The following is a 13,884-nucleotide window of genomic DNA, read 5'->3' as shown; positions in this document are numbered from 1 at the left end:
CGCCGAACACGGCAGGGACGGATCCGCCTATGTGGAAAGGCCGCAAACACTGCCCCTTGTGGAGGAACACTCCATCGCGGCCACAGTGGGCGCCGACGGCCGCGGCACGGTCAGCGGATGGCGCTGTCCTGCTTCCCGTCCAGTTCCCCGCCGCGCCCGCGGCGTTCCCGAAAGCGCTCGGCAAGGACTCTCGGCAGCGGCCGGACGTGGACGCCCTGCTCCGCCATCTGCCGGCGCACCTTCCGCCGCACCAGCACGATCAGCACGCCGCCCAGCAGGAGGAAGACGAACTGGACACTCAAGGCGATCCGGAAGGGAGCCAGGCCGTAGAGTTCCCCGCCGGAGAATCCCGAGGCATTGAGGAGGTCCAGGACCAGGCCCACCAGGTAGATCGTGAGGAGCGCCGCGACAAAACCACCCACGTTCACGATCCCCGTTGCCGTGCCGATCCGGTGGGAGGGGTTGAAGGTGCGGGCGAAGTCGAAACCAATCATTGAGCTCGGCCCGCCCACGGCCAGCACCGCTGCGAGCAGGGCCAGCAGCCACAGCGGCGCCCTGCCCGGCCAGGCCAGGACCGCGGCCCAGGTCAGCGCCGTGGCCGCGGAAATCAGCAGGACCATTGCCGAACGGCGCATGGGATGCTTGGCCACGAAGCTGCCGAAGAACGGCCCCGCAATCATGCCGACCAGCACGTAGAGGCCCATCAGGGCCGAAGCCACCGCCGGACCGGTCCCTTGGGCCGAAATCAGGAAGGGGTACCCCCAGGACATCGCGAAAACCGTGCCGCAGAACTGCACCGTGAAGTGGCTCCACAGGCCGAGCCGGGTGCCGGGCTGGCGCCAGGCCCGTGCCAGGCTCACCCCTGTGGCCCGCAGGCCCTGGCTGCCGTCGCGCGGCGGGTGGCCCGGCGGGGTGTCCCGCAGCATCGCCAGTACCAGCACGACGGCGAGTGCGGAAAAGGAGGCCAGCATCAGGTAGGCGGGGGTCCAGCCAGCCGAATGCAGCACCAGCGCGAACGGCACCACGCTGATCACCTGGCCAAGCTGGCCGCTCATCCCGGTCAGCTGAGTGACCAAGGGCGCCCGGAGCGGGGCGAACCAGAGGGGAATCAGCCGGATCACCGAGATGAAGGTCATGGCATCGCCCGCACCCACCAGGACACGACCGAAGACACCGGCACCGATCGAATCGGCAAAGGCGAGCTCCAGCTGCCCCAGGCCCATCAGCACGGCACCCCCGGCGATCATCACCCGGGAGCCGAAGCGGTCAACGAGGATGCCCACAGGAATCTGCAGGCCGGCGTACACCAGCAGCTGGAGCACTGTGAAGAAGGAGACAGCGGCGGCGCCGGCGTGGAAGCGTTCAGTCGCTTCCAGGCCGGAGACGCCGAAGGAGGTGCGCTGCGCAACCGCCACAAGATAGGCGAGCACCCCGATCGACCAGATGAGCCAGGCGCGGGGTGCATTCACCGTTCAATTATCCCCAAAACGAGGCAGAAAGCAGATTTAAGAAGTCTCAGGGTCGGGCATCCTTGCGGGCGAGGTACGCCTCAACGGCAGCGCCGAGCTCATCGGCGTCCGGCAGCTCGTCGTTCTCGTCCGCAAGCAGCGATCGCCGGACCTGCCCTTCGGCCTTGTCGTCATAACGGCTCTCAAGATTCGCCACCACCTGCTTGACTTCCTCGGATGCCTCGACCTGTTCGGCGATCTGGCGGCCCACCTCGCGCCCGGCTTCCCGGAGGCGGTCCGTGGGAAGCATGAGGGATGTGGCTGCTCCCAGGTATTCCAGGCCAGCGACCGCGGCCGGCGGGTATTCGGCATCGGCCAGGTAATGCGGGACGTGGATGACGTATCCCGCGACGGCGTGCCCGGCCTCGCTGAGCCGGTATTCCAGGACATGCCCGACGGCGGCGGGAACGTCGACGGTCGGCTTCCAGGTGGAGATGCCCTCCACGAGTTCCGGCCGGTTGCCGTGCACGGTGACGCCGAGGGGGCGGGTGTGCGGCACGGGCATGGGGATGGAATGGATCCACGTCACCAGCTTGACCTGCAGGGTTTCCACGATGCCGAGGACTGCCCGGGCGAACCGCTCCCACTGCAGGTCCGGTTCGAATCCGGCAAGCAGGAGGAAGGGCTGGCCGAGTCCGTCGCGCAGGCGGTACAGGGCCAGGACCGGCGCCTTGTAGTCCTCAAGGTGGTCCTCGACGAATGTGATCTGCGGACGGCGGCTGCGGTAGTCGATGAGCTGGTCGGCGTCGAACACCGCCACCGTCTCGGCGTCGAGCGCTTCGAGCAGTTCGGCGTTGACCTGCTGAACCACGTGCCCCGCGTCGGCGAAACCCGTGAAGCCCACCAGCATGTTCAGGCCCTTGAGTTCCGGGCTGTGGAAGAGCCCGATATTGCCTGCGTACAGTGATTCGGGGTCAAGGAGTGAGCCGGAGATACCTTCAAACACGGCGGGATCCTTTCAATCAATACAACTTCTTCCGGTACAACGCCTGCAGCCGGCGGCGCATTCCTGCAGCGCGTGTGCCGCAGATCTCATCTGATTGCTTTCCGCCGTGCGGGAGCGGCTACGATCAAACTGCCGCCACGGCGGCTCCAGGCCCTACCGGAGCTGTCCACCAGACGGCCCGGGGGCGACCGGAACCGGGCGCCTGACATGCTGCCCGGCCAAGCCATGCAAAGAGAGATGAGGACGAATCCTCGTGGTGAAGACTACAGACATCACCCTTGGCATCATCGCCAAGGACCTGAAGAAGTCCCCCAGTGAAGCGCTGGTCATCGGTGTCGCGCAGGGGGCGGACGGCCCCGTGCTGCTCGACAACCCCTTGAGCGCCAAGGCCGCTGAAGTCCTTGCCGGCTCCTTGGGCCTCCTCGGTGTCACCGGCGCCAGCGACCAGGTCCACCGCCTGCCGGGCCTTCCCGAAACCGGCTCCGCGGTCCTGGTGCTTGCCGGCACCGGCAAGCTTGACGGCAACGGGCGCGCCACCGGCGAGAGCCTGCGCCGCGCCGCCGGATCCGCGGTCCGCCAGCTTGCGGGCCTTGGCACCGTAACGCTCGCGTTCCCGACGGCGGATGCCGCCGACGTCGCGGCCGTCGCAGAAGGTGCCGCACTGGGCTCCTATTCCTACACGGAGCACCGTTCCAGCCTGGATGGGCTGAAGGCCCCGGTGACTGCTGTTCTGATCCACACCGCCGTGGACGCCAAGGAAGCCCAGCCGTTGCTGGACCGTGCCGTGCTGCTGGGCCGCGCCGTCAAGGCCACCCGAACCCTGGTGAACCAGCCGCCCAGCCACCTGTACCCCGAGTCCTTCGCCGACGCAGCCAAGGAGCTCGCCAAGGGCCTGCCCGTCAAGGTGACCGTCTGGGATGAAAAGCGCCTCGAAAAGGAAGGCTTCGGCGGCATCCTCGGCGTCGGCAAGGGCTCCACCCGCCAGCCCCGCCTGGTCAAGGTCGAGTACGCCCCTGCGAAGGCCACCCGCAAGATCGCCCTCGTGGGCAAGGGCATCACCTTCGACACCGGTGGCATCTCCATCAAACCCGCCCTCGGCATGGGCGACATGAAGAGCGACATGGCCGGCGCCGCCGTCGTCCTTAATACTGTCCTCGCCATTGCCGGCCTCGGCCTGCCGGTCAAGGCCACCGCCTGGCTCTGCATCGCGGAGAACATGCCCTCGGGCGCCGCGCAGCGCCCCGCCGATGTCCTGACCGTCTACGGCGGCAAGACGGTGGAGGTGCTGAACACCGACGCCGAGGGCCGCCTGGTGATGGCGGACGGGCTGGTTGCCGCAAGCCTGGAGCGGCCGGACGCAATCATCGACGTCGCCACCCTCACAGGCGCCCAGCTGATCGCCCTCGGCAACCGCACTGCTGGCGTCATGGGCTCCGACGAGGTCACCGGCGCCCTGAAGTCGGCCGCCGACCGGGCCGGGGAGCTCGTGTGGCCGATGCCGCTGCCGGAGGAACTCCGCGCCAGCCTGGATTCCCAGGTGGCGGACATCGCCAACATCGGCGAACGCCACGGCGGCATGATGACCGCCGCCGTCTTCCTGCGGGAGTTCGTCGGCAAGGACGCCCAGGGGGAACAGATCCCGTGGGCCCACATCGACATCGCCGGCCCGTCCTTCAACAACGGAAGCCCCTACGGCTACACCCCCAAGCAGGGCACGGGCTGCACAGTCCGCACCCTCGTCGCCTACGCCGAGGACCTGCTCTCCCAGCCAGGGGCATAGCCCCCGTGGGGCCGGTCCATGACCGGCCCCACGGCCGAACGTGAGACTGGCCACAAGCACCACCCAAAACGGCACCGGAGGGTGGAGCATGAATAGGTGGTTCGCTAAGGTGAACCACGGTAGTCACAAATGCAAGAGAACTTTTCGTGCTGGCATAATCGCGGCAGAACTTGTTCCAAGACCAGATGGCCCGTTATCTCGTGCCATCGTTCACGCGAGGGAGCGTCATAGTGGCCGATCAGGCAACTGCGCAAGAATTCGACATCCTGGTACTCGGTGGCGGCAGCGGCGGCTACGCCACGGCCCTGCGTGCCGTACAGCTTGGCTTCACCGTCGGCCTCGTTGAGAAGGCCAAGCTCGGCGGCACCTGCCTGCACAACGGCTGTATCCCCACCAAGGCCCTGCTGCACTCCGCCGAACTCGCCGACCACGCACGCGACGCCGCCAAGTACGGCGTGAACGTCACCTTGGACAGCATCGACATCGACGCCGTCAACGCCTACAAGGACGGTATTGTCGCCGGCAAGTTCAAGGGCCTCCAGGGCCTCATCAAGGCCAAGGGCATCACCGTCATCGAGGGTGAGGGCAAGCTCCAGGGCACCGATACCGTCGTCGTGAACGGCACCGCCTACAAGGGCAAGAACATCGTCCTGGCCACCGGCTCCTACTCGCGTTCCCTCCCGGGCCTGGAAATCGGCGGCCGCGTCATCACCTCCGACGAGGCGCTGACCCTGAACTACATCCCCAAGAGCGCCATCGTGCTGGGCGGCGGCGTGATCGGCGTCGAGTTCGCTTCCGTATGGAAGTCCTTCGGCGTGGACGTCACGATCGTTGAAGGCCTGCCCTCCCTGGTGCCGAACGAGGACGCGGCGATCGTCAAGACCCTCGAGCGCGCCTTCAAGAAGCGCGGCATCAAGTTCAGCACCGGCGTCTTCTTCCAGGGCGTGGAGCAGGACGAGAACGGGGTCAAGGTCACCCTCGTGGACGGCCAGACCTTCGAAGCGGAACTGCTGCTCGTCGCCGTCGGCCGCGGCCCGGTCACCGCGAACCTCGGCTACGAAGAGGCGGGCGTTACCATCGACCGCGGCTTCGTAATCACCAACGAACGCCTGCACACCGGCGTCGGCAACATCTACGCGGTCGGCGACATCGTCCCCGGTGTCCAGCTCGCACACCGCGGCTACCAGCAGGGCATCTTCGTCGCCGAGGAAATCGCCGGCCTGAACCCGGTGGTGGTCGAGGACATCAACATCCCCAAGGTGACCTTCTGCGAACCGGAAATCGCCACTGTCGGTTACACCGAAAAGGGTGCCAAGGAGAAGTTCGGCGAGGACCAGGTCCAGACCCAGGAATACAACCTGGCCGGCAACGGCAAGAGCTCCATCCTGGGCACCGGCGGCATCGTCAAGGTAGTCCGCCAGAAGGACGGCCCCGTCGTCGGCATCCACATGATCGGTTCCCGCATGGGCGAGCAGATCGGCGAAGCCCAGCTGATCGTCAACTGGGAGGCCTACCCGGAGGACGTGGCCCAGTTCATCCACGCGCACCCCACCCAGAACGAAACCCTCGGCGAAGCGAACCTGGCCCTCGCCGGCAAGCCGCTCCACGGCTAGCAGCCACCAGACAGCCGCCCTGCGCCGGCATGAACTGCCGGCGCAGGGCAACCAGGCAACACCCATCCGCACAAAAAACAATAAGGAGAACGGGGACGACATGTCTGAATCCGTTAACTTGCCCGCCCTTGGTGAAAGCGTCACCGAAGGCACCGTCACCCGCTGGCTCAAGCAGGTTGGTGACCGCGTGGAAGTCGACGAGCCCTTGCTCGAGGTCTCCACCGACAAGGTAGACACCGAAATCCCTTCTCCGATCGCAGGCATCATCGAGGAAATCCTCGTCGCTGAGGACGAGACCGCAGAGGTCGGCGCTCCCCTGGTCCGTATCGGCAACGGCGCCGCTCCGGCCGCCGAAGCATCTGCCGCTCCTGCTCCCGCAGCCGAGGAAGCCCCCGCCCCGGCCGCCGAAGAGGCTCCCGCCGCCGTCGCGCCGGCCGCAGCACCTGCAGCAGAAGCTCCTGCCGCCGCCCCGGCCGCCGAAGGCCACGAAGTCACCCTCCCGGCACTTGGCGAAAGCGTCACCGAAGGCACCGTCACCCGCTGGCTGAAGGCCGTCGGCGACACCATCGAGGTCGACGAGCCGCTGCTCGAGGTCTCCACCGACAAGGTCGACACCGAAATCCCTTCCCCGGTCGCAGGCACCCTGCTGGAGATCCGGGTCAACGAAGACGAAACCGCCGAGGTCGGATCGGTCCTGGCCGTCGTCGGTTCCGGCGCCCCGGCCGCAGCACCTGCTGCTCCGGCACCTGCTGCCGCGCCCGCCGCTGCACCCGCCGCTCCGGCACCTGCTGCTCCGGCACCCGCAGCCGCCGCTGCACCCGCCGCTCCGGCACCTGCTGCTCCGGCACCCGCAGCCGCCGCTGCACCCGCCGCTCCGGCACCCGCAGCCCCCGCTCCGGCGCCTGCCGCGGCGCCGTCGTCGGAATCCTCCTCCTACGTGACCCCGCTGGTGCGCAAGCTCGCCAACCAGAACGGCGTGGACATCGCCACCGTGACCGGCACCGGTGTCGGTGGCCGGATCCGCAAGCAGGACGTCCTGGCCGCTGCTGAGGCGCAGAAGGCCGCAGCCCCCGCTGCCGCCCCGGCCGCCGCAGCCGCTGCACCGAAGGCCGCAGCTCCGGTCGTGGCTTCCACGCTGCGCGGCACCACGGAGAAGGCTCCGCGCATCCGCCAGGTGATCGCCCGCCGTATGCGTGAGTCCCTTGAGACCTCCACCCAGCTGACCCAGGTGCACGAGGTCGACATGACCAAGATCGCCAAGCTGCGCCTCAAGGCCAAGAACTCCTTCCAGGCCCAGAACGGCGTGAAGCTGACCTTCCTGCCTTTCATTGCCAAGGCCGTTGCCGAAGCGCTGAAGCAGCACCCCAAGCTGAACGCCGAATACAACGAGGAAACCCAGCAGATCACCTACCACAACGCCGAGCACCTGGCGATTGCGGTGGACACCGACAAGGGCCTGCTGGTTCCGGTCATCTCCGACGCCGGCAACCTGAACCTCGCGGGCCTGGCAGGCAAGATCGCCGACGTCGCCAGCCGCACCCGCGACGGCAAGATCGGCCCGGACGAGCTCTCCGGCGGCACCTTCAGCATCACCAACATCGGCTCGGTGGGCGCTCTCTTCGACACCCCGATCATCAACCAGCCGCAGGTCGGCATCCTCGGCACCGGCGCCATCGTCAAGCGCGCCGTAGTGGTTGCCGATGAGAACGGCGACGACTCGATCGCCATCCGCTCCATGATGTACCTGTCGCTGACCTACGATCACCGCCTGGTGGACGGCGCGGACGCAGGCCGCTTCCTGCAGACCCTCAAGGCCCGCCTTGAGGAAGGTGCCTTCGAGGCGGACCTGGGCCTCTAGGCTTCCAGCCGCCGCGGACGGCAGTCCGGAAACGACGACGGGGCGGGCTCCAGTGGGAAACCACCGGAGCCCGCCCCGCTTTTCTGTTCCCGGTTCAGGGCTTTTCTGTTCCCGGTTCGGGGCTTTTCTCTTCCCAATTGGGGCCGTGGCTTTGCTACGGGACGTAGAAACTGCTCGCTAAGCTGTAGCCATGAGTATTCTCTTCAGCATTCTGGTCTTCCTGCACATCGTCGGCGCGGCCATGATTGTGGGCTACTGGATCGCCACCATCAAGGAACCGACCGTCCACCCGCGCCAGCGCGACGGTGCGTTCCTCCAGTTGCTCACCGGCATCGCGATGATGGGCCTGATAACTGTTCCTGAGCTGAACATGCATCCCAACTACTTCAAGCTGGGGATCAAGTTCGCAATCGCCGTCGCTGTTGCCGTGCTGGCCGTCATCGGTTCACGCAAGGTCAAGAAGGGCGAGCCGGTCTCCACCGGCCTGGCCCATGGCGTGGGCGGGCTGGCGTTGATCAACATCGCCATCGCCACCATCTGGAACTGACTCCCGGAGCCTGTGAAGGCCACCCTGCCATGGCAGGGTGGCCTTCCACGTTTAACACTGGAAGAGGAGGCGCCGTCAGTCCGCCGCGATGCAGAACTCGTTGCCTTCCGGGTCCTGCATAACGGCCCAGTGGAAGTCGCCGATGTTGTGTCCTTCCACGAACCGCGCCCCCAGGGACTCCGCCCGGCGCTGGAGGACGGCGGGTTCGGGGTGGTGCAGGTCCAGGTGCAGCCGGCGCCTTCCCTCAGCCGGGGCCGGCACCTGCTGGAACGCAAGCTGCGGCGCCCCGGGGGTTGCCGCTTCCAGCCAGATGAACTCCGCGTGGCGGGCGGCCACGGGCAGGTCAAGCAGTTCGGACCAGAATGCCGACAGCCGCCCGGCGTCCACCGCGTTGATCATGATCGATGCGATCCGCGGGCGGAGGGACGCTGACGGGGACGCTTCGGAGAGGTTTTCCATGGGGCACAGTCTAGGGAACCGGGGTCACATTCCACCCGCAGCGGACACGCCGTGCAGGCCGGGGACAGAATCCATAGGATTGAGCGTAGTGGCCTCCGGCACCGTCGGAGGCCGATTCGCGACAACGCTGAGGAGTGGACATGGCAGCAACACGCACCGCACACACCGTTTGGAACGGCAACCTGATCGAAGGCTCCGGCAACACCACTCTGGACAGCTCGGGCTTGGGCACCTACGAGGTCACCTGGAAGGCACGCACCGAGCAGTCCGGCGGCAAGACCAGCCCGGAAGAACTCATCGCAGCCGCGCACTCCGCCTGCTTCTCGATGGCCTTCAGCAACGCGCTGGCCCAAGCCGGCTACACTCCGGAAGAGGTCCGGACGAAGGCTGACGTCACCTTCGTCCCCGGCACCGGCATCACCGGAAGCCACCTCACCATGAGCGCCACGGTCCCCGGCATCACGGAAGAGGACTTCCAGAAGATCGCCGGCGAAGCCAAGACGGGCTGCCCGGTCTCCGGCGCGCTGGCAAGCATCGACATCACGCTGGACGCCACTCTCTCCGCCTAGGCAGAGCCGCACAGCACTGAGGCCCTGGCCCTCCGGAAGGAGGGCCAGGGCCTCAGTCGTCCGCAGTTCCGCTACGGCCGCGGCGGCAGCGGTTCCGGACGCAGGGTGCGGTAGCCCTCGCGCAGCGGAGGACGGTCGGTGGGAAGCTCCTGGATCATTTCCTTGAGCGCGCCGATGCCGTATTCCAGCTGCGGGTCGGTCCCGGCCGCGTAAGCGTGCGGCGGGAAGAGGACCTCGATGTCGGGTTCGACGCCGAAATTCTCCACGCTCCAGGCGACCCCGTCGCCGAACCAGGTGGCGTAGCGCGGCTGGGTGACTCCGGTGCCGTCGGCCAGCGTGAAGCGATTGTCGATGCCGACCACGCCGCCCCAGGTGCGGGTGCCGATCACCGGGCCGATCCCCCGGAGCTTCGAGACCTGGGTGATGATGTCGCCGTCGGAACCTGCGAACTCATCGGCCAGGATGACCACCGGGCCACGCGGTGCGTGGTGCGGGTACGTGCGCGGCCGTTCGCCGCGCGGCATGCTCCAGCCGGTCACCTTGCGGCCGATCAGCTCCGCGACGAGCTGGGAAGTGTGGCCACCACGGTTCCGGCGGACGTCGACGATGAGGCCGTCCAGCGCGGTTTCGGTGTCCAGGTCCCGGTGCAGCTGGGCCCAGCCGTTGGCCATCATGTCCGGCACGTGCAGGTATCCGAAGGTGCCGTTGGAGGCCTCGCGGACCGTGCGGCGGTTGCCGTGCACCCATTCCTGGTAGCGGAGCCGCTCCTCATCCTTCAGCGGAACGACGGCGGTCCGCCGCTGCAGCCCGGCCGCGGCGCCGTGGCCGGGGCCGTTGCGCAGGGTCAGTTCCACGGCCCGCCCGGCGGCGCCGAGCAATTGCTTCGCCGGGGTCACCTCGGCGGAGAGCGCGACGCCGTCAACCGCCAGCAGGATGTCGCCCTCCTTCGCGTCGGCTCCGGGACGCTTCAGCGGCGGGTTCGCCAGCGGGTCGGAGGAGTCGCCGGACAGGATCCGGGTGATCTCCCAGCCGCCGTCGCGGTACTCGAGATCGGCACCGAGCCGGCCCTGGCCGTTACTGCCGGGCTCGGTCACGGCTGCGGGACGCACGTAGGCGTGTGAGGTGCCCAGTTCGCCGTGCAGTTCCCACAGCAGGTCCACGAGGTCGTCGTGCGAGCCGAGGCGCTCCACCAGGGGCCGGTACCGCCGGTGCACGGCTTCCCAGTCCTGCCCGGCCATGTCCTCGGTCCAGAAGAAGTCCCGCTGCAGCCGCCACGCCTCGTCGAAAGCCTGGCCCCATACAGCGAGCGGCTCCAAAAGCACGCGGATGCGCTGCAGGTCCACCTTCACCAGCTCACCGGATTCCTCGTCGGCCTTGGCCGTGGCCGGGGCCGCGCTGAGCTGTTTTTCGTGGACGAAGACGATCCTCTTGCCGTCGGCTGACAGCCGGTAGCGCGTCAGGGCCGGCACCAAGGTGCTCTGTTTCTGCTTGCCCAGTTCGTAGCGGACCAGGGACGGCGCCGGCGCCTTGTCCTGGAGGCTGCCGCGCCCGTCACCGGTGACGCCGGAAAGGGGCGTGTCGAGCCAAAGGAGGGCGCCGTCGGGGGCGGAAAGACGGGAGTAGTTGCCCTGCGCCACGGGCACGCCGATCACCCGAAACGCCAGCCCGTCGACGTCGACCCGGACCTCGGGGACAGCCGTCGCCGAAGCCGCCGGTTCCGCGCCCCCGGGGCCGACGTCGTCCGTTCCGGCGCTGCCGCCATCCAGCGGCTCGAATTCCAGCAGCTCGATGGCGGGGCCGAAGGGCGACGGCGTATCCGCGGCGAGGGCCAGCAGATACGGCTTGATGGGGCTCGGGAAAGAAAGGTCGAAGGCATGCCCGTCGTAGACGGGGTCGAAGCTGCGGTTGGACAGGAAGGCGAGGAACTTGCCGTCCGGCGTGAACACCGGCGACTCGTCGCAAAAGCGTCCGTCCGTGATGTCGATGATCCCGCTGCTGCCGTCCGCCTTGGCCATGCGGAGCTTGCTGCGCGAGCCGAAGGACGTGACGGGTTCGGACCAGGCAAGCCATTGCGAATCCGGGGACCACGCCAGGGCGTCGATGGTGCCGTCCCCGATGGTCACCAGCGGTTCCAGGGATCCGTCGCGGGTGTCGGCCAGGAAGACATCACCGAACGCCGTTCCGACGGCGAGCCAACGGCCGTCCGGGCTCGGCTCGAGCGCGCAAGGCCGGGCGGGACGCGGAAAATCGATGCGGCGGACCGTCCCGGACGTCTCCGGGGCCGCATCCGCTGCGGAGGTGCCGCCGTCTCCGCTTGTTCCAGGCTCGTGCCCGGCCGCGCCGTCGTGCGCCCCGCCGTCGTCATGAACTGCGGCCCCCGCACCGTCGGCCGCGACGGGACCCCCGGTGACCGCTGCCGCCGACACCGGCCGCGGCAGCGCGTCGGGCTGCGGCAGTTCGTCCGGCTGCGTGGCGGGAGCCCCGGCGGCCGTATCCGGCTGCTTTCCGGCCGGCACTTCAAGCGGAGCGGCAATGTCCTTGATGTAGATGGCCTCGACGCCGACGTGGTCCGCCACGTAGGCGATTTTTCCGCCGGCGAGCGGGCGGGGAAGCCTAGCACGCACGCCCGGGGTGGCTTCGATGACCCGGGAGGGGCCGTCCTTGTGCCGGAGCCAGTGGATGGTGCCGTGGCTTTCCACGGCACTGGCGGTGCCGGCAGCGTTGGGGAAGACCTCGCCCAGGTGGGCGCCGACCTTCAACGGAGCCGGGCGGCGGTTTTGTGAGGCCGACCCCAGCGTGATGTCCAGCTTCACCGCCGCGGCGTCCTCCGCGAGTCCTGACAGCACCCACAGTTCACCGGCGGATTCGAACACCACGCGTGTGCCGTCCGTCGCGGCGTGGCGCACGTAGAAGTCCTCGTGGTCGGTATGCCGGCGCAGTCCGCTGCCGTCCGGGAGCACCGAATACAGGTTTCCGTGGCCCTCGTGGTCCGAAAGAAAGGCGATGCGCCCGTCGATCCACATGGGATCCGTCAGGTTACCGTCGAGTTCCGGCACCAGCCGTTCGAATTCGCCGTTGCCGTCGCGGTCTATCCACAGCTTCCCTGCGGTTCCGCCGCGGTACCGTTTCCACCAAGCGGGCTCCCTGGACAGCACACTGGCGAGGACCACCGGACGTTCATCCCCCACTTCGGGGCCGAAGGCCACGGATTCGACCGGGCCGTACGGGAGCTCGACGGCGGAGCCGCCGTCCAGCGGCAGGGCGTAGGCGTAGCTGTGGCGGTTTTCGGACTGCCGGTAGGAGCTGGTGGCCAGCACTTCGCCCGCCGGGGTGAACCCCCTGACCCGGGTGCTGCTGTGCCCGAAGTATGTCAGCTGGCGGTACGCGCCGCCGTCGACGGCGGCAGCGACCACCTCGGGGGCGGTTCCGACGATCGTGGTCCAGACAAGCCGTTTTCCGTCCGGCGAGAAGCGGGGGCTGCGGGCCGGCAGCTGCTGGGCCGAAACCCGCCAGGCACGTCCGCCGTCGAGCGGGGCGATCCAGACGTCGTCCTCGGCCACGAAGGTGACGAGATCGCCGTGCAGATGCGGAAAACGGAAGTAACTGGAAGACGTCATCGTTCGATCATAGCCAAACGGTCATTCCCCTTCCGGAAGGCGTCTTGTGCCGGAAAACCGCGTGCCGTGATGTGATGAGGACATGCGAATCGTCATTTCCGGAGCATCGGGTTTGATCGGGACTGCGCTGGCGGAAAGCCTTCGCAACAAGGGACACGAAGTGGTCCGCCTCGTCCGGCGTCCGGCGCCCGCTCCCGACGAATGGTCCTGGGACCCGGCGGCCGGGGTTTTGGACGGGGAGGTCCTCGACGGCGCCGGCGCCGTGGTCAACCTTTCGGGCGCTGGAATCGGCGACCGCCGCTGGAGCAAGGCGCGGTTGCGGGAGCTCGCGGCCTCGCGCCTGAAGACGACGGAAACCCTGACGGCGGCGATGTCCCGGGTGCAGGATCCTCCGCCGGTCTTCCTGAGCCAGTCGGCCTCGGGGTACTACGGCTCGCGCACCGGCGTGCTCCGCGAAGACGCCGGCCCCGGTTCCGGCGTGCTGTCCAGGCTGTGCGTCGAATGGGAGGCTGCCGCGCACGCGGCGCCGTCCGGTGTCAGGGTGGTCACGCCGCGGACCGGGGTGGTGCTCAGCCCGAAGGGAGGTGCACTTGGCCCCATGCTCCCCCTGTTGCGGCTTGGCCTCGGCGGCCCCTTCGGCAACGGGCGGCAGTTCTGGCCGTGGATCACCCTGCCCGACGAAGTTGCCGCCTTTGAATTCCTGCTCGGATCCGGCCTCGAAGGGCCGGTGAATGTCTGCGCGCCGGAAAGCGCGGACGTCAACGCCTTGGTGGCCGCCCTTGCCCGCGCAGTGCACCGGCCCGCGTTCTTGAGGGTGCCCGCCCCGGCGCTGCGCCTGGTGCTCGGCCGCCTCGCGGATGAACTGGTCCTGGCAAGCCAGCGCATGGAACCGGCACGGCTGCTCGACGCCGGTTTCGAATGGCAGCACCCGGCGCTCTCGGACGCTGCGGCATGGCTGGCAGCGGAGATCCACTGACCTTGGAAGAA

The 13,884-nt window shown here is 68.0% G+C and carries 10 protein-coding genes; 6 read left to right on the top strand and 4 right to left on the bottom strand.

Translation table 11 applies throughout. The features are described 5' to 3' along the window. Positions 1-110: 110 nt before the first annotated feature. Positions 111-1,469: an MFS transporter gene (locus tag ACN9M4_RS08250; RefSeq protein WP_426303050.1), complete on the bottom strand. Its 1,359-nt coding sequence runs from the start codon at positions 1,467-1,469 to the stop codon at positions 111-113. A gap of 46 nt (positions 1,470-1,515) precedes the next feature. Continuing rightward, complete coding sequence (locus ACN9M4_RS08245; RefSeq protein ID WP_426303049.1) at positions 1,516-2,454, bottom strand: proteasome assembly chaperone family protein; 939 nt, start codon at positions 2,452-2,454, stop codon at positions 1,516-1,518. A gap of 253 nt (positions 2,455-2,707) precedes the next feature. Here ACN9M4_RS08245 and ACN9M4_RS08240 point away from each other — a divergent pair, with 253 nt between their 5' ends. The 4 genes from ACN9M4_RS08240 to ACN9M4_RS08225 all read left to right on the top strand — a co-directional run bounded on the left by ACN9M4_RS08240 (position 2,708) and on the right by ACN9M4_RS08225 (position 8,252). Next, positions 2,708-4,234 (top strand): leucyl aminopeptidase, encoded by a 1,527-nt coding sequence (locus ACN9M4_RS08240; protein ID WP_426303048.1) that lies wholly within the window; start codon positions 2,708-2,710, stop codon positions 4,232-4,234. 230 nt (positions 4,235-4,464) lie between these two features. Next, a complete protein-coding gene (gene lpdA / locus ACN9M4_RS08235) occupies positions 4,465-5,847 on the top strand; it encodes a dihydrolipoyl dehydrogenase (protein WP_426303047.1) in 1,383 nt (460 codons plus the stop codon). A 100-nt stretch (positions 5,848-5,947) separates the two neighbouring features. Continuing rightward, positions 5,948-7,705: a 2-oxoglutarate dehydrogenase, E2 component, dihydrolipoamide succinyltransferase gene (sucB, locus tag ACN9M4_RS08230; RefSeq protein ID WP_426303046.1), complete on the top strand. Its 1,758-nt coding sequence runs from the start codon at positions 5,948-5,950 to the stop codon at positions 7,703-7,705. 190 nt (positions 7,706-7,895) lie between these two features. Beyond that, on the top strand, positions 7,896-8,252 hold the full coding sequence (locus ACN9M4_RS08225; RefSeq protein WP_426303045.1) for a hypothetical protein: 357 nt from the start codon (positions 7,896-7,898) through the stop codon (positions 8,250-8,252). Positions 8,253-8,327: 75 nt separating this feature from the next. Here the strand turns inward: ACN9M4_RS08225 and ACN9M4_RS08220 are convergent, their stop codons facing one another. After that, the gene (locus ACN9M4_RS08220; protein WP_426303044.1) at positions 8,328-8,711 is read right to left on the bottom strand and encodes a VOC family protein; all 384 of its coding nucleotides are present in this window, start codon (positions 8,709-8,711) and stop codon (positions 8,328-8,330) included. Between the two features lie 140 nt (positions 8,712-8,851). Here ACN9M4_RS08220 and ACN9M4_RS08215 point away from each other — a divergent pair, with 140 nt between their 5' ends. After that, entirely contained in the window at positions 8,852-9,280 is a 429-nt protein-coding gene (locus ACN9M4_RS08215) for an OsmC family protein (RefSeq protein ID WP_426303043.1), read from the top strand. Positions 9,281-9,351: 71 nt separating this feature from the next. Here the strand turns inward: ACN9M4_RS08215 and ACN9M4_RS08210 are convergent, their stop codons facing one another. Beyond that, positions 9,352-12,897 (bottom strand): S41 family peptidase, encoded by a 3,546-nt coding sequence (locus ACN9M4_RS08210; protein ID WP_426303042.1) that lies wholly within the window; start codon positions 12,895-12,897, stop codon positions 9,352-9,354. 82 nt (positions 12,898-12,979) lie between these two features. Between ACN9M4_RS08210 and ACN9M4_RS08205 the strand changes: the two genes are divergently transcribed. Further along, a complete protein-coding gene (locus tag ACN9M4_RS08205) occupies positions 12,980-13,873 on the top strand; it encodes a TIGR01777 family oxidoreductase (protein WP_426303041.1) in 894 nt (297 codons plus the stop codon). The last annotated feature ends 11 nt before the right edge of the window (positions 13,874-13,884 follow it).

This window comes from Arthrobacter sp. R-11, assembly GCF_049913155.1.
Classification (GTDB): domain Bacteria; phylum Actinomycetota; class Actinomycetes; order Actinomycetales; family Micrococcaceae; genus Arthrobacter.
This window is presented reverse-complemented; position numbering and strand designations above follow the sequence as displayed.

Coding starts and splice junctions, on each gene's coding strand:
- ACN9M4_RS08210 (WP_426303042.1), bottom strand. CDS start 12,897: ATGACGTCTTCCAGTTACTTCCGTTTTCCGCATCTGCACGGCGATCTC.
- ACN9M4_RS08225 (WP_426303045.1), top strand. CDS start 7,896: ATGAGTATTCTCTTCAGCATTCTGGTCTTCCTGCACATCGTCGGCGCG.
- ACN9M4_RS08215 (WP_426303043.1), top strand. CDS start 8,852: ATGGCAGCAACACGCACCGCACACACCGTTTGGAACGGCAACCTGATC.
- sucB (WP_426303046.1), top strand. CDS start 5,948: ATGTCTGAATCCGTTAACTTGCCCGCCCTTGGTGAAAGCGTCACCGAA.
- ACN9M4_RS08205 (WP_426303041.1), top strand. CDS start 12,980: ATGCGAATCGTCATTTCCGGAGCATCGGGTTTGATCGGGACTGCGCTG.
- ACN9M4_RS08220 (WP_426303044.1), bottom strand. CDS start 8,711: ATGGAAAACCTCTCCGAAGCGTCCCCGTCAGCGTCCCTCCGCCCGCGG.